Raw genomic sequence first — 21,798 nt, 5'->3', positions numbered from 1 at the left:
TGATTTAGAGGATGGATGAGGACAAAATATTGTGATTCGAGGACATTCTGAGCAATACAGTGAAGTATGCATGGGCTTTTGAACGCAGTGTACATAGTGTTCGGTTAATGGCTGATTTTGCGGTGGAATCAGGCATTTCTTATCAGACGATTTTGCAAGGGACAGGGCTTAGCCAACAACAATTACTCGACCCTAATATGGTGGTGACAGGCCATCAGGAATTACAGCTGATTCATAACTTGGTTGAGCAACTAGGAGGCAGACCGACATTAGGCTTAGAAGTGGGCACACGTTATCATTTCACCACATTTGGGCCATTAGGTATGGCTCTGATGAGTAGTGCGAGCATTCGTGAAGCACTAGATTTGGCATTGACCTATTTTACCTTAACCTTTGCTTTTACCCGCTTTGATGTATCTGATACATCGCAAGGAATCCGTATCGAAATTGATGAGCAAGATATTCCCTTATCAGTTCGTCAATTCATTATTGAACGCGATGCCGCTGCACTCATTACGGTACAGCGAGATTTGGTGCAGGACAATTTTTGCCAGTATTTGGCTTTTTCTTTCCAACTCAAAGGTGATGCCGAGCCTTATCAGAACTTATTTGGTGTGATGCCAGAATTTGGTGTAGCGAAAAGCTTTGTAATTCTTGACCCGCAAAAAGTAGATCAAAAGCTACTTATGGCAAATGATTTGGTGCTACATACAGCCGAAGAACAGTGCCGCCAAATATTAGAAAAACGCCAATCACAAAATAAATTTACAACCTTAGTGCAACAGCAACTTATGAATTTGCGAGGGGAAATGCCTTCTATGGAAATAGTCGCTGACCGATTGCATTTAAATATGCGGACCCTACGCCGTCACTTGGCATTAGAGGGAATGACTTTTATACAAATTCGTGAAGAGGTCAGGCAAGTTCTAGCTGAGCAATATTTGGCATTACCAAAAGCTTCGGTTGAGCAAATTGCCGAGTGGTTAGGTTATGCCGAACCTGCCAGTTTTATTCATGCTTATAAAAGATGGCATGGGAAAACACCTCATGCCATGCGTTTAGTACAAAAATAAAAAATGAAAGGCGCTTTTGCTTTCCTTTCATTAAGGAGCGGTTTATTTAATAAAGCTTAGTTGCTTACTGATTTTTTCTAAAATCGGGGCTTTCTTGGCCTGAAATTCAACTTTGTTTTGTTGAATCAGGTTGTTGCCTTTGGTGTCGATAGAAATAATGAGCGGACCAAATTCTCTTACACGATTTATCCAAAGGGTTTCTGGCATACCTAGGTCTTGCCATTCAGCGCCTTCGATCTCTTCAACTAAAGTTGCTGCGAGTACTGCACAGCCTCCTGGGAAAATCGCATGAACGGCAATATTTTCCTGACATCCAGCAGCTGTTTCTGGTCCCATGCCACCTTTACCTACAATAAGCTTAACGCCAGTTTGCTTAATAAATTCCCGCTCGAATTTCTCCATCCGCATACTGGTTGTTGGGCCAATCGAAACCATCTCGAAGTCGTTTTCACCTTTTTTGCGCACAATAGGGCCAGCATGAAAAATCGCTCCGCCTTCAAGATTAACTGGCAGTTCACGACCTTGTTCGATCAGTCTGCGATGGGCAACGTCGCGACAAGTCACTAAACGACCAGTCAGATAAACCACATCACCGACTTTAAGGTCTAAAAGATCTTCATCTTTAATAGGAGTTGTCAGAATTTTTTTCATAGTACAACTCCTTCATGAGACAAGATTTCATACGACATATCTGGATTAATCTTAATTTTGCCACGGCGATGTGCCCAGCAACCTGTATTTACGGCAACCCCAATTGTTGATGGGTGGCGTGCAGAAGATTCAATATTGACTCCCATAACACTGTTATTGCCTGTGAGTCCCTGAGGACCAATACCAATTTCATTAAGACCTTGTTCTAACAGTTGCTCCATCAAGGCAGCGCGTGGGTTCTCACTTGTTGAGTCAACCGGACGCATAATGGCGAGCTTAGAAAGGCGAGCCGCTGTTTCAACTGAAGTCGATACGCCAACACCAACCAGTAAGGGTGGGCAGGCATTAACACCGCGTTCGGTAATAACATCCATCACAAATTCAGCAACGCCTTCATAGCCTTGACCTGGCATTAAAACTTTTGCTGCACCTGGTAAGGTACATCCGCCACCAGCCATATAGACATCAATGGTACAAGTGTCGAGTTCAGGCACAATACGCCAATCTAACCATGGAATTTGGGTACCTGTATTTGTACCGGTATTTTTTTCATCGAAGGTTTCAACAGCGTTGTGACGTAAGGGGCCTATGCGTGTTGCTTCGGCAGTCGCTTCGCTCAAAATATCTTGAAGTTCACCAAGCAAAGGGAAGTTAGCACCTGCTTCAACAAAATATTGAATAACACCCGTGTCTTGGCAGCTTGGGCGGTTGAGTTTATCTGCAGCTTGCTGATTTTCTTCCATCGAGTCATAAACTGATTTAGCCAATGGATTGGTTTCTAAAGTACGCAGTTCAATTAACTTGCTTTTCACATCTTTGGGTAAGCGTTTTCCAATATAAGCCGTAAATTTGGCCATGGTGTCCGTAAGGGACTGGACTGCAATATCTTTGTCCATGTTGTGCTCCTTGAAGAAACTTGTTCAGATCTAATTGATGTAAATAGGGTTATTGGGTGGCTTTGGCAGTGTTTACTTTCACTTTTTGGGAGAAGCTCAGCACTAGTGTTAGTAAGGTCGAGATAATGAGTAGACCGGCAACAAAATAGAGTCCACCTGTGAAATCTCCAGTTTGATCTTTAATCCAGCCAATCATGGCAGGGCCGGCAAACCCACCCAAATTTCCGATTGAGTTAATCGTGGCAATGCCTGCTGCTGCGGCTGATCCTGACAAGAACATGGTTGGCATGCTCCATAGCGGTGGCTTGGCACAGCTAATACCGACATTCACAATGGTAAGTGCTGCAATTAATCCAATGACATTGTGTGTGCCTGCTGCAATTGCGAGACCAACTGCTGCGGTTAAACATGCGAGAGCAACATGCCATGTACGTTCATTGGTGCGGTCAGAGTGTCGAGACCATAAAACCATGGCAATGACAGAAACAATTGGTGGAATGGCATTTAAAAGCCCCACAGTCATAGAAGTTACGCCAAGCTGTTTAATAATTTGTGGCGCCCAGATGCCGAGTGTATAAAGCCCAGCCGACGTTCCGAAATAAATCAATGCAAGAGCAAGTACTCGTGGGTTGGCAAGACCGCGAAGAATGCTGTGATGCTGTGGTGCATTTTTCCCTACATCCTCTTCCTTCATGGTTTTTACAAGCCATTCACGTTCATCCTGTCTTAACCAAGTAGCTTGTTCAGGGCGATCCGTCATATATTTAAAAACAACAACGCCTAAGATGATTGCTGGTATTGCCTCAATAATGAACATCCACTGCCAACCAGCGAGCCCCCAAATTCCATGCATTTCAAGTAATGCGGCAGAGATTGGTGAACCCACCGCGGTAGCAATCGGAGCGGCTGCCATGAATAAAGCAATCACCCCAGCGCGATGGCGAGCAGGAAACCAGTAAGTTAAGTACAAAATAATGCCGGGAAAGAAGCCAGCCTCGGCAACACCGAGTAAAAATCGCATAACGTAAAAGCTAGTTGAGCTTTCTACAAAGGCCATACCGGCTGCAATCAAACCCCATGTCACCATGACTCGAGCAATCCAGATACGGGCACCGACTTTATGCAAAATAATGTTGGATGGGACTTCAAATAAGAAATAGCCCAAAAAGAAAATTCCTGCACCAAAACCGAGAACCGAGGCGGTAAAGCCTAAGTCTTCTTTCATGGTGAGTGCGGCAAAACCAATATTGACGCGGTCGATATAGGCTATAAGGTATAACAACATAATAAACGGTACGATTCTCCAAGTAATTCGACGTAACGTTCGCTTTTCAATATCCATTTCCATGTCATGACTCCATATTCATGACTACCAATCCTGATTGGTAGTTTTCGCTTTCTTTACCGCTATTGATTCGGCTAGATGGCTTTTTCCCGTTGATCCACAGCATTCCTTCTGCGGACATTGTTATGCTCTTAAATAAGAGATGGCTTATGTCGGGAAACATTGAAATGGATGTTAAACCCTTTAAAAAACTGATGAATCGATATAAAGTTAAATCACTATTGCAAAAAACTTAATAATCATGAATGCAGATACGGAATTAGCTTTCTTTTGTTTATTGGTCAAACAAGGAAGTCTTGTCGCGACGGCACGAGAGTTAAACTTGACTCCACCTGCGGTTTCTAGACGTTTAACTCAACTTGAAGAGCGTTTAGGCGTAAGACTTTTAAATAGAACAACACGGCGAATTAGTTTAACCAGTGAAGGTGAGGTCTACTTTGAAAATGCAGTTCGTATTTTAAAAGAGATCGATGAAATGGAGCGTTTGGTTTCAAGTAGTCGGGCAGCGCCCAAAGGGGTATTGCGTGTGAATGCTCCTTTAGGCTTTGGTCGTTCTTATATTGCTCCAGCGATTTCTACGTTTGCCAAAATCTATCCTGATGTCGATGTCCAACTGCATTTAACAGACCGCCCGATTAATCTGCCAGATGAAGCCATTGATGTCTCAATCCGCTTTGGCGAAATACCCGATTCACGTCTAATTGCAAAAAAATTGACAGCCAACCGCCGTTTATTATGTGCATCACCTAGCTATTTAAAAACGGCAGGGCAACCACTCACACCTCATGATTTAACACAGCATCAGTGTATTGTGATTCGGCAAAATGATTCTGCTTATGGTAATTGGCGGTTAAGTCATGGCAAACAAGTTGAAACCGTTAAAGTTCATGGGCAACTGAGTACCAATGATGGTGCAGTCGCATTAAATTGGGCCTTAGAAGGCTATGGTATTTTGATGCGAGCAGAGTGGGACGTAGCAAAATATTTAAGAAGTGGTAGATTAGTTCAAGTGCTAGCGGACTATGAAACACCACCAGCAGATGTCTATGCGGTGTATTTAGAGAGACTGAATCTGTCGCCTAAAGTTGCGCACTTTTTAGATCATTTACGCCAATTTTTAAATCAGCATGTCGATGGGCCAGAGCCTCATTCAAGTTGGTAACGATGGTATTAACCTCAATTAAAAAAGCCAACTTAAGGTCTAAGTTGGCTTTCAACATCATTTTCTATTTAAACGCAAATGCAATAACCGTGTTGCTGAGGTGTGGCGAATTTCATCGGTTCGTGCATTAAAATATCGTTCAGTAATGGCTTCACCTGATAAGTCTTCGACCACTTCAAATCCCATCTGCTCCACTGCATGATGTAAATCTATTGGTTTAAATTGGCCCAATAAAGGCTCTTTCAGCAAATGAGTAAACTGCGCAACCCCCATACTTCCAAGTCGCTCAATACCGTTTAATTCCTGAAAATCGGTCGAATAGTCGAGTACCACTTCGCTACCGTTTGCAGCAAATTCAGCAATACTTTTTAAAGTTTGTAATGTCGTTTGCGGATTTAAATAGTGCGTTGTGCCTAACCACGAAAAAAATGCAGGAGCGGATGAATCATAGACACTTCTGATCAGAGCTTCCGAAATAGACTCTTTTTCAAAATTAATCGCAACAAATTCAACGGTAGTAGGAATATTTCCTAACTTTTTTAGCTTGGCTTGTTTGGCTGCTTGGGGATCTGGGTGATCCACTTCAAAAATTTTCAAAGCAGGGGAATGGTGTGATTCACGTAGTGCAAAAGAGTCTAGGCCAGCACCCACTAATACATATTGCTCAATATTGTGTTGAACTGCCTGAACAAGTAAATCTTCGGCATAGCGAGAGCGACCGACCACTTGTCCAGTAAGTAGACCTAAAGTACGGTTTAAAACTGCAGAATTCATCACTTTAACAATCAGTGAATTAGAGAGAAGTTTTTTCCAGCCTTTACTGGTTAGTTCAAAAGCATAAGGATCTGAAAATACAGGGTTCTGTGTATTTTGAAAATGATTGGCCCGTAATGCAGCAGCGGCTTCAGCAGTACGGCTTGATTGTCCTTCTTTCATCTTTATCCTGTTTTTTTATTTCTTGAAGATATTCAACGAAGAAGGCAGTGTATTTCATGAAAAACTAAAATACACTGCCTATTTCTTACAACTGATTTGATCGAAAATACAAATTAGTGAGTTTTTGTCGTTTGATACGTCACTTCATAATCTTTCAAATCTACTTTTTTCAAACGCTGTTTAAGTTTTTTCAATGACCAAGGCCATGCAGCAAAGTTACGCCCGTTGGCATCAAGGTAGTAACTCTTACAGCCGCCGCTATTAAATACAGTTGTTTGTAAGTGCTTTTGCACTAAATCGTTATGCTTTTTAATCACATCAGATTTAACATTTAACTTGCTAATTCCTTTGTTTTTAATTTTCAATAAGCCATCTACGATATAGTCGAGCTGTGCCTCTGCTAAACCAATGAAAGAATCATAGACCAATACGTTTGGACCCAAAACTAAAAATGCATTCGGTACATTTTCAATGTTGGTTCCTAAATAAGCCTCTGGTGAACTATCTTTCCATATATCTTGTAAACATTGACCTTTTTCATTGTGGACACGTTTACCAATTGGTGGGTGAGATACTTCAAAACCTGTACCCCAAATAATCACATCAACTTCGTGGCGTTCACCATTGGCAGCAACCACTGTGTTGCCTTCAACTTTCACTAAACCATGAGGAATGAGTGTGGTGTTCGGTGCTTGTAGTGCAGGGTAGTAGTTGTTAGCGAATAAAATACGTTTACAACCAATGTCAAAGTTCGGCGTTACGTTTTTACGTAGCACTGGGTCATTAATTTGCAATTTAAGTAATTGCTTACCCAATACATTTACTGGTTTTAGCGCAAGAGGGTTACGTAAACCAAAGTTAATTGCATTCAGTGTTAACGCTACACTTTTACGCCAGCTCGCCTGAATAGCCGGATATTTAGCAATGACTGATTTACTAAACTCGCCCAAGTCTGTATCTGGTTTTGGTAATACCCAAGGTGCTGTACGTTGGAACACAAACAGTTCTTTCGCTTTTGGTTGAATTTGTGGCACAAACTGAATAGCAGATGCACCAGTACCAATCACGGCAATGCGTTTACCAGTTAAATCATAATCATGGTTCCATTTTGCTGAATGGAACATTTCGCCTTTAAATGTTTCTAAGCCCTCAAGACGTGGAATTTGAGCTTCAGTAATTGGACCTGTGGCAAAAATAACGGTTTTAGATAAATATTGCCCAGTAGTGGTATCAAGTACCCACACATGACGTGAGTCATCCCATGCTGCGTTAAGCAACTCGTTGTTAAACTCAATTTTAGATGCAATATTAAACTCGTTACTCACATCTTCCAGATAACTTAAGATTTCTGGTTGGCGTGCAAATAAATGGCTCCATTTTGCACTTGGTGCAAATGAGTAAGAATAAAGAGCAGAAGGTACATCGCAACCACAACCCGGATAGGTGTTCTCACGCCATGTTCCACCCACGCGGCTAGCTTTTTCAATAATTTTATAATTGGTATAACCAACTTGATCTAGGCGAATAGCAGCAGCGATCCCTGAAATGCCCGCACCCACAATAAAAGTATCGAAAATATGGCTTTGTGATTTTACAGCTTTTTTTTCTGATGCATTTGTTTTCATTTGCGCAGTCATATGTGTACTACCTATAAATTTCTTATTTAAATAATTTGTACGATGTACCAAGGAACTTGGTATACAAGCTTGGGGATGCACGTTTCATTAGCCAGAATAACTTCGCATCAATTTGAGGAATGGTATACATCTCATCCTGATCAAGGCGATTAAGGGTTAATCTTGCAACATCATCACTTGTGGTCAGCGCATAGTTCATCAGTGCATGGTCTGCCAGCTTTGAATAGCGTCCGGGAATTCGACCATTTTTAATGATATTGGTAGGTACCAGCGTCGGGCAGAGCACGTTCACCTTAATGTTAAACTTACGCAGTTCGGCAGAAAGCGTTTCTGAAAGCGCACGCACACCTGCTTTAGTCACGTTATAAGCAGTCATTTCTGGTGCAGCCGTGTAAGATGCCGCAGATGCCACATTAATAATCGCGCCGTAACCTAACTTTTTAAACTTGGGAACAAATGCGTGACAACCATGAATAACTCCCCATAGGTTAATATTCATGACCCAGTTCCAGTCTTCTAGGCTGAGTTCGTCAAATTTACCGCCTAAACCCACACCAGCATTATTAATGACAAGAGTCACAGGGTGCCCAAGTAAGATTTCAGCAGTTTCAGCGAGATGGTTAACCTGTTCAGCATTACCCACATCACAGCGCATAGCAAAAGCTTTTGCACCTTCTTGTTCAAGAAGTTTTACTGTTTCTTCAGCAGCTTCGAGATTAATATCTGCACACACTACGCTGCCACCACGTTTCGCAAGTTCAATTGCAAAACTTCGACCAATCCCACTGCCTGCACCCGTCACTACGGCATAAGCTTTTTGGCTTGGTTTAACTTTCTTTTTGCCAAATAAAATCATGATTCATCCATAAATAGCTTGAAGAGATACCAGCTACCTCTTTGATAGCTGGAAATGCAGGACGATTAAGACATGCGTACCGGTGGGGTAAATTCTTTAACAAAGTAAGGAGCAATTGCGCCGCCTTTGGTCAGCAATTTCTTTTTGTAATACTCAAGATATTCAGTTGTATCATGATCATTTGGATGAAAGTCTGGGCGTAAGTAGTCAAGAATTTGACCAATCGTACTGCCGAAAACTCCGTCTTTTGGACCAAAGATTAAGCCGACACCACGACGAGCATCTTTCCAGAATTTCAAAGTCAGCATCTCTTGTGGCTTTCTTAACACAGGCACAAATAATGTAGTTGCAGGAATTAAACCTAAAATGGTAAATAGCGCGAGGAAGAAACCAGACGCGCGTAGTGCATAGCTACCATTTAAAAGTTGATATACATCATAGGCAATATCTTTATGCTCAGACTCTTCAAGCATATGCCACATCCACAATGCACGGCTTTTTTCGTCATCTGAATAATAGAAGTTCTTTTCGTGCTTCATCATGTATTCAGCAAGTACCGCAGTAAAATGCTCAATACCTGCCATCATTGATAATTTGAGTGGCTGTGGAAACTTTAAGAAAACATACTTAAAGAAGTTTGAGCCAAGAAAACGATATAGCGCGACAGGATATTCAGCATCTTGAAGGGCATCGTTATATTCATTGTGCAATTTAGAATGAATTGCTTCTTGGCCAATCAACGACGTTACTCGCTGCTTTAATATTGGATCTTTGATAAATTCACGGTGATGGCGAGCGGTTTCAATCACCAGATCTTCGCCGTAAGTTAAAAACACCGAAAGTGTGGCAAAAAACAAAGTAGCAAATTGATTGTCCATATAGAATCTGACATCAATTTCTTTACCATCAAAACCAATATTTAAATGTCTGATTGGAATTGAACTTTTGCTAGCAAAATCTGGTAGCTCAATTTCACGCTGAAATTTAAGTTTGTTGAATGATTTTTTAACTGCGGTCGAGATCATGGCGACACCCTGAGGCAAAGTAGTGGTGCATTTTGATGAAAATCAATAAACTCAATGATCAACAAAGCACTGTAAAATTCCATTTTCAAAAACAGATGATTCTCTGCATTGACTACGGTGTTGTTGCTCCGTTATTTGTTTGATTATTTGGCTGAATAACGGAAGAAGAACCGAGGCAGACAAGAGCTGCTGAATGACTCTTCTTTAATTTTTTCATATTAATCTGACATTATGTTCGGATTCAATTCGGGTAAATTCTTAAATATATAAAAGTATTTTATAGACATTTCTTGTAATAATTTTTCTAAATAAATTGGTTTTATCTTTTTGAAAAATAATAAATTAAATTTATTTCTAATCTCTGGAAATAATGAATTAAAACATCAATTGATTGATAAATTGAGATCTATTTTTCTCAGTTTTTTCACTTAAGTTTGACAACTATTCGGATTTTGTTTTTTTATTTCTACCGAGTTAGATTACATGCTAATCTGACTTTATGTTCGGATTATTAATTAGATCGTATGACTACGCGTAAACCACGTCAAACTCGAGCTAAAGTCACTGTCGACACGATTATTGAAGCAGGTTTTATTGCCGTGGCACTTCATGGACCGAGTGGAACCACTACACGTCATATTGCAGAAATTGCAGGAGTGAGTGTCGGGTCTTTATACGAATATTTTAAAAATAAAGAAGAAATTTATGATGCAATGAATCACTTTTTTGTTCGCGAAATTCTGGACATGATTACAGAGCTTCCACCGACAATTTTACAGCTGGAGTTAGAGCCTGTCATCGAAATGATTTTTTATACTTTTAGTGATTTATTAAAGAAAAATAATGACCGTTATTTGACTGTTTTGCGCTATGCAGGGGAATTACAGTACGACAAATACATTCCCAAAATTGAACAGGCTTTAATGGAAGTCATCATGAAATATATGATGCATAATCCAAAATACCTAAAAATCAATAATTTGCCTGTAATTACCTATATTTGTATCAATAGTGGAATTTTTAATGTCGCACGGCATCTTATTTTGCCAAACCCTTATATTAGTTTTGATGAAATGGTGCAGGGCCTAACCACGATGATTATGAGCTATATCAATACAGAGATGGCTCGTTCAGAAGAGCACTGAGCAGAGTTAGAATTTTTATAAGTCCAAGTAACGATAAAAAGCCCTCACATAAAAGTTTATGTGAGGGCTTAATTGATCTTATGGCATGGTTGGAACTTCTTCAGGACGCATATCGAAAATCAAAATTTCGGCGTTATCACCCTTGGTAAACGATAAGCTTCCACCTTCACGAATACGTGCAGCATCGCCGGTGTTAAAGGTTTTACCATTTACATCAACACGACCTTTAGCAACGTGTAGGTACACATATCGACCATCAGGAATCACAAAGTCAGCAGTTTCTTCACCATCAAAAAGACCTGAGTAAATATTAATGTCTTGTTTGATCGATAAAGTTTTCTCGCCACCTTTTGGTGAGATGATCAAATGCAATTTACCGCGTTTGTCTGCTTCATCAATATGAACTTGTTGATAGCCTGGCTCTGTATTCACTTCATTTGGAATAACCCAAATTTGCAAGAAATGAACGCCTTCTTGAGCTGAATGGTTAAATTCACTATGAGCAACGCCACGACCTGCACTCATCAGCTGAATGTCACCCGGCACAATCACAGAGCCTGTACCCATCGAGTCTTTATGCTCTAATGCACCTTCAAGTACATAGGAAATAATTTCCATATTACGGTGAGGGTGAGTACCAAAGCCTTTAGATGGAGCAACGTTATCATCATTAATTACAAGTAGATCCGAAAAACCAACTTGTTTAGGATCCCAATAGTTAGCAAATGAAAAGCTATGTTTTGATTGTAACCAACCATGATGTGCTGCACCACGCTCGTGAGATAAACGCATATCAAACATGATGTATTCTCCTGATTTAATTTTTTATCTGAGTACAGTTTATCGTAGCGTTTATTGGAGTGAAGCTATGAAAATAGAAAGCTTGGTGCGATTTATAGAACGATAAAATTTGGAGGTAATTTTGCTAGTCAACCAATAGAGTCAAAGGAGAAAAATATTTTTTAAATAAGATGAAGATTTCTTTGAGATGAATTTTTACTTTTAAAGCTAAACATGCAACATAGAAATTAGTCGCTAAAGAAACAATTTTAAAGAAAAGTACATTAACGAAAATAGCTCCTTTTTATTTCATTTAAAGCTTAGCAAATAAAAACAAATTTCAAGCCATATACACATTTGTCTATACTCTGTCTTTAAAATAACTTAAGAGTTAAAACCGATAAAAAGATAATATTAAAAATAACTAAAATAAGCTCTTATTAAATAAAGTTACTTTTCAATGGAAAAGTTTAGTATTTAGTAGTTTTTTTAATGATATTTTTAAAATAACTTTTATTTTCAATAATTTGAATAAGAGTGTGTTATTGTAAATAAATGTGAAAATATTCACAAAGCTATAATTTTTTGTTAAGATCATTAACATTAAAAACATAGAGATAATAATAATGATCAATAAAGTATTAATAGTGTTGTGTGTGGGTATCGTCTTTGTATTAGGGTATTGGGCTTATTTAGATACTCAAAATAAAAGACATCAAGAGCTAATGCAGATCATACAAGAAGCTGAAAAAAACCTGCAAAGTATCGAACGAAATCCGAATCATGCTCATCACAGCAATTTAGCTTCTTTTCATATGCAACAATATATAGGCGAGAAAAAAATTATTTTCTAGCAATAACGAGCTATAAATTTCTAACTTTTTACAGTGTCATTGGTCATATCTTTTCATAAATTTTGATCATGTTTCTGTTGAATCTGTTAAACTTATTGAACGTATAGTAAAAAAGCTGCATAGGGGTTATGCAGCTTTTTTGTGTTTCAAGAGGGGCTGTGGTTGTTTGCTATGTATAAAGCTAGAAATCAAATGAGTGGCATATTTGTTGCTTCTTAAATTTGAGATTCTTGTTTATAGGACTGAACAGAAAAACAATATTGTTCAGCGACCTACATAGACGTAAATATTCCACAGTTCAGATTTTGCATAGAGGCTACTTATGGCGGCGCCCAATTCTTCGGCAGGCTGGTTAGAGCGTTTATTTAAGCTAAGCGACAATAAAACCACTTTCCGAACTGAAGTTCTTGCTGGTGTAACTACATTCTTAACGATGTGTTACATCATTATTGTCAATCCACTCATTTTATCTGAAACCGGCATGGATCATGGTGCCGTATTCGTTGCAACCTGTTTGGCAGCAGCAATCGGATGTTTAGTAATGGGGATCATTGCTAATTATCCAATCGCACTGGCCCCTGGTATGGGTTTAAACGCTTACTTTACCTACTCGGTTTGTATGGGGATGGGCGTGCCATGGCAAACAGCTTTAGCCGCTGTTTTTGTTTCAGGCCTTGTCTTTCTTGCAATTAGCTTCTTTAAAATTCGTGAAGCGATTGTTAATGCGATTCCAATGTCACTTAAGTTTGCAATCGGCGGTGGTATTGGTTTGTTCCTAGCACTGATTGCACTAAAAAATGCTGGAATCATTGTTGATAACCAAGCGACATTAGTCGGTTTGGGCGATATTAAACAGCCTACAGTATTATTAGCGCTATTCGGATTTTTAATGATTGTGGTTTTACACCAATTAAAAGTTCGTGGTGCAATCATTATTAGTATTTTAGTGGTTACGGCCATCGCTACTGCTTTAGGTTTAAATGAATTTAAGGGTGTAGTGGGTCAAATTCCTTCAATTGCACCAACATTCATGCAAATGGACTTTGAAGGTCTATTTACAGCAAGTATGGTCGGCGTCATTTTCGTATTCTTTATTGTCGATTTATTTGACAGTACAGGGACTTTGGTTGGTGTTTCACACCGTGCTGGTCTTTTACAAGACGGTAAATTACCTCGTTTGAAGAAAGCATTATTTGCAGACTCTACTGCAATCGTTGCAGGTGCAGCATTAGGTACATCTTCAACTACACCATATATCGAATCAGCTTCAGGTGTAGCAGCAGGCGGACGTACTGGTTTAACTGCTGTTGTAGTTGCAGTCTTATTTATCTGCTGTTTATTTTTAGCACCTCTTGCTCAATCTGTACCAGGTTTTGCAACGGCGCCAGCTTTATTGTTCATTGGTGTGTTGATGATACAAGGAATCACTCACATTGATTGGGATGATATTACTGAAGCTGTTCCAGCATTTTTAACCATTGTATTTATGCCATTCACCTATTCAATTGCTGATGGTATTGCAATGGGCTTTATTAGCTATGCATTAGTTAAATTATTCACGGGTAAGGCAAAAACTGTACCGTACATGGTATGGATTATTGCTGCGCTTTGGGTATTTAAATTTATCGCGTTTGGCGGTTAATATGATTTTTTATAATTTTCTTCTTGAGCTATCTTAGACATAGTTTTCAATAAGAAGAAAATTATAAAAGGGTGTGATTTTGACCACACCCTTTTTTCTTTAGACGTGGAGTTAATATGAATCAAGTCGAGCTGATTCGCGCCTTACCAAAAGCCGAATTGCATGTGCATATTGAAGGGACTTTCGAACCTGAATTAATGTTTGCAATTGCCCAGCGCAATCAGATTCAGATTCCTTACAAATCTGTTGAAGAAGTAAAGCAAGCTTATAACTTTCATAATCTTCAATCATTCTTAGATATTTACTATGCTGGGGCGAATGTTCTTGTACATGAACAAGACTTCTATGATTTAGCATGGGCTTATTTTGAGAAATGTGCCGAAGATCATGTCGTTCACACAGAAATGTTCTTTGACCCGCAAACCCACACTGACCGTGGCGTTGCATTCTCAACAGTGATTAATGGTTTAAAACGCGCTTGTGCAGATGCCAAAGCTAAGTTTGGTATTAGCTCTCAACTGATTATGTGTTTCTTACGTCATTTAAGTGAAGAAGCTGCATTTGAAACACTTGAGCAAGCTTTACCATTTAAACAAGACATTATTGCAGTTGGCCTTGATTCAAGTGAAGTAGGGCATCCGCCAGCTAAATTTGAACGTGTTTTTGCTAAGGCGCGTGAAGAAGGCTTCTTAATCGTGGCTCACGCTGGCGAAGAAGGCCCGCCTGAATATGTATGGGAAGCTTTAGATCTACTTAAAGTGAATCGTATTGATCATGGTGTGCGTTCTGAAGAAGATGAACAGTTAATGACGCGTTTAATTAATGAAAAAATGCCATTAACGGTTTGTCCTTTAAGTAACTTAAAGCTATGTGTTGTTAAGGATATGAAAGATCATAATATCCGCCGCCTTTTACAAAAAGGCGTACATGTGACGGTTAACTCAGATGATCCTTCATATTTCGGTGGATATATGAATGATAATTTCTTTGCCATCCAGCAAGCATTAGACTTAAACAATGATGAGTTGAAGCAACTCGCAATTAATTCTTTTGAAGCTTCTTTCATTTCAGATGAAGAGAAACAAAAGTGGATTGCAGAAATCCAAAAAATCTAAATAAAAAAAACCGCCTATCTCAGGCGGTTTTTTTATACATCAGGTTTATTTAGGTTGTTTAGTCATACTATTTAAAATATTGTCTTTATCAATAAAGTGATGTTTTAAAGCTGCTAGTACATGCCCAACAATGAGAAAACCGGCAAACCAAGAAATATAAATATGTAATGGTTTAACAACAGCTAAAAGCTCTGGGTTATCTTGCACTAAACGCGGAATTTCAAACAAATATAAAACAGGAGCAGGGTGACCAGCACTCCAACTAAACAAGCAACCAGTGACAGGTAAAGCCACCAAAATCACATAAAGGAATAGATGACCCACGTGTGCCAGAGTTTTCATCATCGGTGACATGGTATCAGGTAGTTTTGGAGCTGGATGTGTATAGCGCCATAAAATCCGGATAATGACTAAAAAAATAATGGTGGTTGCAATGTTCTTGTGCAACGTAATCACATCACCTTTAAAGCTGCCATCAACGTCATAGCTTAAAAAATTTCCACTATAAAAGCCAATAACCCATGCGACGATGAAAATAATTGCCATCACCCAATGCAGAATTTGTGCGGTACGGGTGTAATACTGAGAGGAAGCAGCAGGCATAAAAGACCCTTTTTTTGTCGTTTTGATTTGTGATTTTAGGGGAAAGCACAGATTTTGAGAAATGTTTTAAATGTGACAGAGCGTGCTAAAAACAGAACGTTTTACTCCAAAAAAAGCATTTGATGAGCTGAGTTTAACCCGTGAAAATAGTTTGCATAAATGCATCAAATTATTTGTTTCTTCTAAAGTCGAGTTTAGGCACAATACGCGCTGCCAAGGTTCAATCAAAGGAAAAAATGATGAAAAAATTGATGCTCGCTCTAGCACCAGTTGTTTTAGCTTTAACAGCATGCGCAACAACTACAGGTACTGGTACAGGTGCTGCTTCTGCACAAACCACAACTCAACAATTAGGCGTTGCTGCGTTAAAGGTTGCTGTAAATGCGAAATGTATTACAGAGATTAATAATGTTGCGGCTTGGAAAAAAGCAACAAAATATATGACTGCTGAGCAACGTGATAGCATCCAAACCAATGTATGTGGTTGTGTGAGCGAAAAGGCTCCAAACAGTGTGACAGCAGTAGAATTAGCTGCAGCTGCACTTGATGTAAATACACGTGCTACAATCGTAAACCAAGTGGTTTCTAAAACTGTAAATGCTTGTGTGGCAGAAGCTTTACAAAAGTAATTAATAAATTATGTGTTAAAGAAGGCTGATTATTATTGATCAGCCTCTTTTGTTTAAAGGTAGTGAGTTGATGTTTATTGCTGGTGTAGATGAGGCGGGACGGGGGCCTTTAGTAGGTTCGGTTGTGGCAGCAGCCGTTATTTTAGATCCGAATAATCCAATTTTAGGATTAAATGATTCTAAAAAATTAACTGAAAAGAAACGTGAAAAGTTGTTTATTGAAATACAAGAAAAAGCCTTAGCTTGGTCAATTGCTGAAGCAACTCATGCTGAAATTGATGAGCTAAATATTTTACAGGCGACTTTTTTGGCTATGCAACGCGCTGTAGATGGCTTGAAAACTCAGCCTCAAAAAGTGATTGTCGATGGTAATCAAATTCCGAAAGGAATTATTATTCCTTGTGAAGCCATTATTGGTGGAGATGCAAGCCATGCTGAAATTAGTGCAGCAAGTATCTTGGCAAAAGTGACACGAGATCGACAAATGGAGGAATTAGATCAGCAATATCCGTTATTTGGTTTTGCCAAACATAAAGGATATCCAACCAAAGCACATTTTGAAGCGATTGCCGTGCATGGCGTGATTGATCAGCATCGCCGTAGTTACGCACCTGTTAAACGTGCTTTAGGTCTATAAATACAAACACTTAAAAAATTTAAAGCGACTATAAAGTCGCTTTAATTAGGGAGAGAACAACTTCATACTAACGATTGAAGTTTTTCTGTGCATAATTATCATCTTCATAAGAAACTTGATAATCTTGATCAAGATGTTGAAGGTGTTCATGCATTGCACGTTCATGTTGAATACGTTGATAAATTTCTTCGCGATGAACAGAAACCTCTTTTGGTGCATTCACACCAATACGAACTTGGTTTCCTTTGACGCCAAGCACAGTAACACTGACTTGATCCCCAATCATTAATGTTTCCCCGACACGGCGGGGCAGAATCAGCATGTTTATCTCCTTGCTAAACGCTTAAAACTGCAATATTGGTACCCAAATAAAAAGCTCAACCTCAGTTTTCAGTCAGATTCTAACAGAAATATGAGAACAAAGTCATATTTTGATAATCTCTGCCAAAAAACTTTCCGTTTAATATAACAGAGCCGCTATAAAAAAAACTATAGCGGCTCTGTGTTTTCTTTGATTATTGTCGGACAAGTAAACATTTTTTAATGAATTCTTGACCGGTTGGTAAAATTAAGCGCGGGCGCTGCTTTCACCATGTTCACGATCTAAACCAAAAGCGGTATGTAAGCAGCGAACAGCAAGTTCAAGATATTTCTCGTCGATAATCACAGAAACTTTAATTTCAGAAGTTGAAATCATAAGAATGTTGATACCTTCATCAGCAAGGGCAGTGAACATTTTGCTCGCTACACCTGCGTGTGAACGCATACCTACACCTACGATAGATACTTTAACGATGTCATCACGTGTTGAAACTTCACGTGCACCAATATTTTTAGCAGTTTCGTTTAAGATTTTTTCAGCTTTCGCTAAATCAACACGGTTTACTGTGAATGTGAAATCTGTTGTGCCATCTTCTTCAACATTTTGCACTATCATATCGACTTCGATATTGGCATCACTTACTGGTGATAAGATTTTAGAAGCAATGCCTGGTTCATCAGGTACACCTAAAATCGTTAATTTTGCTTCGTCACGGTTAAAAGCAATACCTGCAATAATTGGCTGTTCCATAGTATCTTCTGCCTCAGTAGTAATGAGTGTACCAACATTTTCTTTAAATTCGTCGTCAAAAACGCCGTCGTCGTCATTATCAAAGCTTGATAATACACGTAAAGGAACTTGATATTTCCCGGCAAACTCTACTGAGCGAATTTGTAAAACTTTAGAACCTAATGATGCCATTTCTAGCATTTCTTCAAAAGAAATACGGTCGATTTTTTTGGCTTTAGGAGCAACGCGAGGGTCAGTGGTGTAAACACCATCTACATCAGTGTAAATCTGGCATTCGTCAGCTTTTAAAGCAGCAGCAAGAGCAACACCAGAAGTATCTGAACCACCTCGACCTAGTGTTGTGGTATTTCCATTAGCATCAAAGCCTTGGAAACCAGCAACCACAATAACACGGCCTGCATCTAGGTCATTGGTCATGACATCTGTATCAATAGACTCGATACGCGCCTTGGTAAATGCACTGTCAGTTTTAATACCGACTTGACGTCCGGTATAGGATTTAGCTTCCACACCAATCGAATTAAGTGCCATAGCTAACATGGAAATCGTCACCTGTTCACCGGTTGAAACCATTTGGTCTAACTCACGTGGGTCAGGTGTTTCGGTAATGGCTTTAGCGAGAGCAAGTAAGCGGTTTGTTTCACCACTCATTGCAGATACGACCACAACAACCTTGTGACCGTGATCATGCCAACGCTTCACACGACGAGCAACATTTAAAATGCGCTCGGGGGTACCCATAGAAGTACCGCCATATTTTTGAACGATTAATGCCATAGTTGTTCCATATAAGCCATGACCCTGAGAGGCTTTTCAGGGTCAGTTACACAAAAAGTGAAGTCTTATTTTTGTTCAAGCCATGCAGGTAATGCTGCGATAACTTGTCCAAACTTCTCGTTAAGTGGCGCGCCACCTTGTGCTAAGTCAGGTTTACCACCACCTTTACCACCTAACTCGGTTGCTAGATGTTTGATGATGTCACCTGCTTTTAGAGTTGCAGTGTATTGTGATGCAACTGAAGCAAGTAAGCTAACTTTGTCACCCTCTACACCAGCTAACACAATAACTGCATTCTCTAATTTCGATTTAACACTGTCGTGTAAGTTGCGAAGTGATTTTGCATCTACACCTTGAACAGTGGTAATAAGCGTTTGACGACCAGCAATGGTTTGTACCTGATCAATCAATTCTGACGCTTGGAAGTTTGCCAATTTCTGATTGAGCTGTTCAATCTGCTTTTGTAATGCAGAAACCAATTCAACATTGGCTTGTACACGCTCAACAGTTTGGTCTTTCTGTGCTTTTAATAAGCTATTAATGTGCTGGATATCAGCATCAGTTTTTTGTACTACATCTAGCGCTTTAGTACCTGTAACAGCTTCAATACGACGTACACCAGCAGCTACACCACCTTCAGAAGTGATTTTGAATAAACCAATATCACCTGTACGTTTAACGTGGATACCACCACAAAGTTCAATTGAGAAGTTTTTCTCATCAATAATTGAACCCATAGAAAGTACACGTACTTCATCACCATATTTTTCACCGAACAACATCATGGCACCTTTAGCTTTTGCAGCCTCGATATCAAGAAGTTCGGTTGTTACAGCACTATTTGCAATAATTTCTGCATTCACTAAGCGCTCAACTTGTTGTAACTGTTCAAAAGTTACAGGTTGGTCATTAGCAAAGTCGAAACGTAAGATATCGCTTGCAACTAAAGAACCTTTTTGTTGTACATGTGAACCTAAGATTTGACGAAGGGCAGCATGTAATAAGTGAGTTGCAGAGTGGTTACGTGCAGTTGCTTCACGAATGTCTGCTTTAACAATCGCTTCAACGTTTTGATCTGCTTTAAGGCTACCAACGGTCACAATACCTTGATGAACAAAGGCACCGCCTGACTTTTTAGTATCTTGAACTTCAAAAATACCAGTTTCGTTTTTGAAGATACCAGTATCACCAATCTGACCACCACTTTCAGCATAGAAAGGAGTTTGGTTTAAAACGATAAGCGCTTCATCACCTTCAGAAACTTCGTCAACTTGTACGCCATCTTTATAGATCGCTACAATTTGACCTTGACCAGTGGTGTTGATGTAACCATCAAACTGAGTTTCGCCTTCAACTTTTACAATGTTGTTGTAATCAACGGCAAACTTACCAGCATCACGAGCACGTTGACGCTGTGCTGCCATTTCTACTTCAAAACCAGCTTCATCAATAATAAAGTCACGTTCACGTGCAATATCAGCAGTTAAGTCGGTCGGGAAGCCGTAAGTGTCGTAAAGCTTAAATACAGTCGCACCAGGAATAGTTTTGTCTTTTAACTGAGCAAGTTCACCTTCGAGAAGTTTTAAGCCTTGCTCAAGTGTTTTAGCAAACTGTTCTTCTTCACGAATTAAAGTTGCTTCAATCACGTCTTTACGAGCTGCAAGTTCTGGATATGCATCACCCATAACTTCAATTAAAGGTTGCAACATTTTGTAGAAGAACGTACCTGTTGCACCAAGTTTATTACCGTGACGCACAGCGCGGCGGATAATACGGCGAAGTACATAACCACGACCTTCATTACTTGGGTTTACACCATCAGCAATGAGAAAACAGCATGAACGCGCATGGTCTGCAACAACACGTAAAGAAGGCTGACCTTGGTCTTCAATACCGATAATATTGGCAGCAGCTTTTAATAGGTGTTGGAACAGGTCAATATCATAGTTTGAATTAACATGTTGCAATACAGCAGAGATACGCTCTAAGCCCATACCTGTATCAACAGACGGAGCAGGAAGAGGGTGAAGCACGCCATCAGCAGTACGGTTAAACTGCATGAAAACGTTGTTCCAGATTTCAATGAAACGGTCACCGTCTTCTTCAGGTGAGCCTGGTAAACCACCCCAAATGTGATCACCATGGTCAAAGAAAATTTCAGAACATGGACCACATGGACCAGTATCACCCATTGCCCAGAAGTTATCAGATGCGTATTTTTCGCCTTTATTATCACCAATACGGATAATACGTTCTGGCGCTAAACCGATTTCTTTGTTCCAGATGTCGTAAGCTTCGTCATCGGTGTGGTAAACCGTGGCATAAAGTTTATCTTTTGGTAAAGCAAGCCATTCTTCGCTGGTTAAAAATTCCCATGCGAATTTAAGCGCATCGCGTTTGAAATAATCACCGAATGAGAAATTACCTAACATTTCAAAGAATGTATGGTGACGTGCAGTGTAGCCAACGTTGTCTAAGTCATTGTGTTTACCGCCAGCGCGTACACATTTTTGAGATGTAGTTGCACGCACATAGTCACGTTTCTCAAGACCTAAAAAGCAGTCTTTAAACTGGTTCATCCCAGCATTTGTAAATAATAAAGTTGGGTCGTTGGCAGGAACAAGAGAACTCGACGCGACACGTGTATGCCCTTGCGTTTCAAAGTAGCGCAAAAATGCTTCACGAATTTCAGCAGATGTCATTAAACGAGTACTCACAACCAAGTCACTCCATATTTTCGAATTTGGCTAAATGTATCAATGCCTGTTTGTTTTATGCCAAACCTTGCATGTGATACGGGGCTTATTTTTTAAAAACGCTAAATTGTAGCGGAAAAACCCCACCGAACCAACGATTTTAAAAGGAATATCTTACAAAACTGTGATTTGGCTAAAAATCTATATTCAATTGGCCTTGACGTGCTTTACTATATGCCTTCTTTAGTTTGTAGTTTTGTTGATAAG

20 protein-coding genes are annotated in these 21,798 nt (G+C 39.5%); 8 read left to right on the top strand and 12 right to left on the bottom strand.

Annotated elements, in window-relative coordinates:
* The first annotated feature begins 59 nt into the window (after positions 1-59).
* Positions 60-1,073 (top strand): AraC family transcriptional regulator, encoded by a 1,014-nt coding sequence (locus tag J663_RS16770; protein WP_033851098.1) that lies wholly within the window; start codon positions 60-62, stop codon positions 1,071-1,073.
* A gap of 42 nt (positions 1,074-1,115) precedes the next feature.
* On the opposite strand, the gene ttdB is transcribed toward J663_RS16770, so the two are convergent.
* Genes ttdB through J663_RS16755 form a run of 3 tightly spaced genes read right to left on the bottom strand, consistent with a single transcriptional unit; the run spans position 1,116 to position 3,968 of the window.
* Positions 1,116-1,724: a L(+)-tartrate dehydratase subunit beta gene (ttdB, locus tag J663_RS16765; RefSeq protein WP_000722967.1), complete on the bottom strand. Its 609-nt coding sequence runs from the start codon at positions 1,722-1,724 to the stop codon at positions 1,116-1,118.
* Positions 1,721-2,620 (bottom strand): L(+)-tartrate dehydratase subunit alpha, encoded by a 900-nt coding sequence (gene ttdA / locus J663_RS16760; RefSeq protein ID WP_000356537.1) that lies wholly within the window; start codon positions 2,618-2,620, stop codon positions 1,721-1,723. Before ttdA ends, ttdB begins: the two co-directional genes overlap by 4 nt.
* Positions 2,621-2,669: 49 nt before the next feature.
* Positions 2,670-3,968, bottom strand: a complete 1,299-nt coding sequence (locus J663_RS16755) for an MFS transporter (RefSeq protein ID WP_033851095.1) — start codon at positions 3,966-3,968, stop codon at positions 2,670-2,672.
* A 238-nt stretch (positions 3,969-4,206) separates the two neighbouring features.
* On the opposite strand from J663_RS16755, the gene J663_RS16750 reads away from it, so the two are divergent.
* Positions 4,207-5,127 (top strand): LysR family transcriptional regulator, encoded by a 921-nt coding sequence (locus J663_RS16750; RefSeq protein ID WP_033851093.1) that lies wholly within the window; start codon positions 4,207-4,209, stop codon positions 5,125-5,127.
* A gap of 57 nt (positions 5,128-5,184) precedes the next feature.
* Here J663_RS16750 and J663_RS16745 read toward each other — a convergent pair whose 3' ends face one another.
* From J663_RS16745 to J663_RS16730, 4 genes are all read right to left on the bottom strand, one after another.
* Positions 5,185-6,063, bottom strand: a complete 879-nt coding sequence (locus J663_RS16745) for a class I SAM-dependent methyltransferase (RefSeq protein ID WP_033851092.1) — start codon at positions 6,061-6,063, stop codon at positions 5,185-5,187.
* Between the two features lie 113 nt (positions 6,064-6,176).
* The gene (locus tag J663_RS16740) at positions 6,177-7,700 is read right to left on the bottom strand and encodes a flavin-containing monooxygenase (RefSeq protein WP_033851090.1); all 1,524 of its coding nucleotides are present in this window, start codon (positions 7,698-7,700) and stop codon (positions 6,177-6,179) included.
* A gap of 22 nt (positions 7,701-7,722) precedes the next feature.
* Positions 7,723-8,556: an SDR family NAD(P)-dependent oxidoreductase gene (locus J663_RS16735; protein ID WP_017386375.1), complete on the bottom strand. Its 834-nt coding sequence runs from the start codon at positions 8,554-8,556 to the stop codon at positions 7,723-7,725.
* A gap of 65 nt (positions 8,557-8,621) precedes the next feature.
* A complete protein-coding gene (locus tag J663_RS16730; protein WP_033851088.1) occupies positions 8,622-9,581 on the bottom strand; it encodes a metal-dependent hydrolase in 960 nt (319 codons plus the stop codon).
* 524 nt (positions 9,582-10,105) lie between these two features.
* Between J663_RS16730 and J663_RS16725 the strand changes: the two genes are divergently transcribed.
* Positions 10,106-10,726: a TetR/AcrR family transcriptional regulator gene (locus tag J663_RS16725; RefSeq protein ID WP_033851086.1), complete on the top strand. Its 621-nt coding sequence runs from the start codon at positions 10,106-10,108 to the stop codon at positions 10,724-10,726.
* A gap of 78 nt (positions 10,727-10,804) precedes the next feature.
* Here the strand turns inward: J663_RS16725 and J663_RS16720 are convergent, their stop codons facing one another.
* Positions 10,805-11,527, bottom strand: coding sequence for a pirin family protein (locus J663_RS16720; RefSeq protein ID WP_033851083.1), 723 nt, complete (start codon positions 11,525-11,527; stop codon positions 10,805-10,807).
* A gap of 605 nt (positions 11,528-12,132) precedes the next feature.
* Between J663_RS16720 and J663_RS16715 the strand changes: the two genes are divergently transcribed.
* The 3 genes from J663_RS16715 to J663_RS16705 all read left to right on the top strand — a co-directional run bounded on the left by J663_RS16715 (position 12,133) and on the right by J663_RS16705 (position 15,117).
* The gene (locus J663_RS16715; RefSeq protein ID WP_002163179.1) at positions 12,133-12,360 is read left to right on the top strand and encodes a hypothetical protein; all 228 of its coding nucleotides are present in this window, start codon (positions 12,133-12,135) and stop codon (positions 12,358-12,360) included.
* A 322-nt stretch (positions 12,361-12,682) separates the two neighbouring features.
* On the top strand, positions 12,683-14,002 hold the full coding sequence (locus tag J663_RS16710; RefSeq protein ID WP_005070381.1) for an NCS2 family permease: 1,320 nt from the start codon (positions 12,683-12,685) through the stop codon (positions 14,000-14,002).
* A gap of 116 nt (positions 14,003-14,118) precedes the next feature.
* Positions 14,119-15,117, top strand: coding sequence for an adenosine deaminase (locus J663_RS16705; RefSeq protein ID WP_017403116.1), 999 nt, complete (start codon positions 14,119-14,121; stop codon positions 15,115-15,117).
* Between the two features lie 45 nt (positions 15,118-15,162).
* Here the strand turns inward: J663_RS16705 and J663_RS16700 are convergent, their stop codons facing one another.
* A complete protein-coding gene (locus J663_RS16700) occupies positions 15,163-15,720 on the bottom strand; it encodes a cytochrome b (protein WP_005076999.1) in 558 nt (185 codons plus the stop codon).
* Positions 15,721-15,959: 239 nt separating this feature from the next.
* Between J663_RS16700 and J663_RS16695 the strand changes: the two genes are divergently transcribed.
* Complete coding sequence (locus tag J663_RS16695; RefSeq protein WP_033851081.1) at positions 15,960-16,349, top strand: hypothetical protein; 390 nt, start codon at positions 15,960-15,962, stop codon at positions 16,347-16,349.
* A gap of 70 nt (positions 16,350-16,419) precedes the next feature.
* Positions 16,420-16,986, top strand: coding sequence for a ribonuclease HII (gene rnhB / locus J663_RS16690; protein WP_033851079.1), 567 nt, complete (start codon positions 16,420-16,422; stop codon positions 16,984-16,986).
* Positions 16,987-17,053: 67 nt separating this feature from the next.
* Here rnhB and csrA read toward each other — a convergent pair whose 3' ends face one another.
* From csrA to alaS, 3 genes are all read right to left on the bottom strand, one after another.
* On the bottom strand, positions 17,054-17,308 hold the full coding sequence (csrA, locus tag J663_RS16685) for a carbon storage regulator CsrA (protein WP_031950299.1): 255 nt from the start codon (positions 17,306-17,308) through the stop codon (positions 17,054-17,056).
* Between the two features lie 246 nt (positions 17,309-17,554).
* Entirely contained in the window at positions 17,555-18,835 is a 1,281-nt protein-coding gene (locus J663_RS16680; RefSeq protein ID WP_002115333.1) for an aspartate kinase, read from the bottom strand.
* Positions 18,836-18,900: 65 nt separating this feature from the next.
* On the bottom strand, positions 18,901-21,537 hold the full coding sequence (alaS, locus tag J663_RS16675; protein WP_033851076.1) for an alanine--tRNA ligase: 2,637 nt from the start codon (positions 21,535-21,537) through the stop codon (positions 18,901-18,903).
* Positions 21,538-21,798 lie beyond the last annotated feature (261 nt).

The organism is Acinetobacter sp. 826659 (assembly GCF_000588515.1).
Taxonomy (GTDB): Bacteria; Pseudomonadota; Gammaproteobacteria; order Pseudomonadales; family Moraxellaceae; genus Acinetobacter; species Acinetobacter pittii.
Note: the sequence above shows the minus strand (reverse complement) of the source record. Positions and strands in the feature narration are given on the sequence as shown.

Coding starts and splice junctions, on each gene's coding strand:
- csrA (WP_031950299.1), bottom strand. CDS start 17,308: ATGCTGATTCTGCCCCGCCGTGTCGGGGAAACATTAATGATTGGGGAT.
- J663_RS16700 (WP_005076999.1), bottom strand. CDS start 15,720: ATGCCTGCTGCTTCCTCTCAGTATTACACCCGTACCGCACAAATTCTG.
- J663_RS16745 (WP_033851092.1), bottom strand. CDS start 6,063: ATGAAAGAAGGACAATCAAGCCGTACTGCTGAAGCCGCTGCTGCATTA.
- J663_RS16730 (WP_033851088.1), bottom strand. CDS start 9,581: ATGATCTCGACCGCAGTTAAAAAATCATTCAACAAACTTAAATTTCAG.
- alaS (WP_033851076.1), bottom strand. CDS start 21,537: ATGACATCTGCTGAAATTCGTGAAGCATTTTTGCGCTACTTTGAAACG.
- J663_RS16720 (WP_033851083.1), bottom strand. CDS start 11,527: ATGTTTGATATGCGTTTATCTCACGAGCGTGGTGCAGCACATCATGGT.
- J663_RS16695 (WP_033851081.1), top strand. CDS start 15,960: ATGAAAAAATTGATGCTCGCTCTAGCACCAGTTGTTTTAGCTTTAACA.
- J663_RS16680 (WP_002115333.1), bottom strand. CDS start 18,835: ATGGCATTAATCGTTCAAAAATATGGCGGTACTTCTATGGGTACCCCC.
- J663_RS16740 (WP_033851090.1), bottom strand. CDS start 7,700: ATGACTGCGCAAATGAAAACAAATGCATCAGAAAAAAAAGCTGTAAAA.
- J663_RS16715 (WP_002163179.1), top strand. CDS start 12,133: ATGATCAATAAAGTATTAATAGTGTTGTGTGTGGGTATCGTCTTTGTA.
- rnhB (WP_033851079.1), top strand. CDS start 16,420: ATGTTTATTGCTGGTGTAGATGAGGCGGGACGGGGGCCTTTAGTAGGT.
- J663_RS16705 (WP_017403116.1), top strand. CDS start 14,119: ATGAATCAAGTCGAGCTGATTCGCGCCTTACCAAAAGCCGAATTGCAT.
- J663_RS16710 (WP_005070381.1), top strand. CDS start 12,683: ATGGCGGCGCCCAATTCTTCGGCAGGCTGGTTAGAGCGTTTATTTAAG.
- ttdA (WP_000356537.1), bottom strand. CDS start 2,620: ATGGACAAAGATATTGCAGTCCAGTCCCTTACGGACACCATGGCCAAA.
- J663_RS16755 (WP_033851095.1), bottom strand. CDS start 3,968: ATGGAAATGGATATTGAAAAGCGAACGTTACGTCGAATTACTTGGAGA.
- J663_RS16725 (WP_033851086.1), top strand. CDS start 10,106: ATGACTACGCGTAAACCACGTCAAACTCGAGCTAAAGTCACTGTCGAC.
- J663_RS16750 (WP_033851093.1), top strand. CDS start 4,207: ATGAATGCAGATACGGAATTAGCTTTCTTTTGTTTATTGGTCAAACAA.
- J663_RS16735 (WP_017386375.1), bottom strand. CDS start 8,556: ATGATTTTATTTGGCAAAAAGAAAGTTAAACCAAGCCAAAAAGCTTAT.
- ttdB (WP_000722967.1), bottom strand. CDS start 1,724: ATGAAAAAAATTCTGACAACTCCTATTAAAGATGAAGATCTTTTAGAC.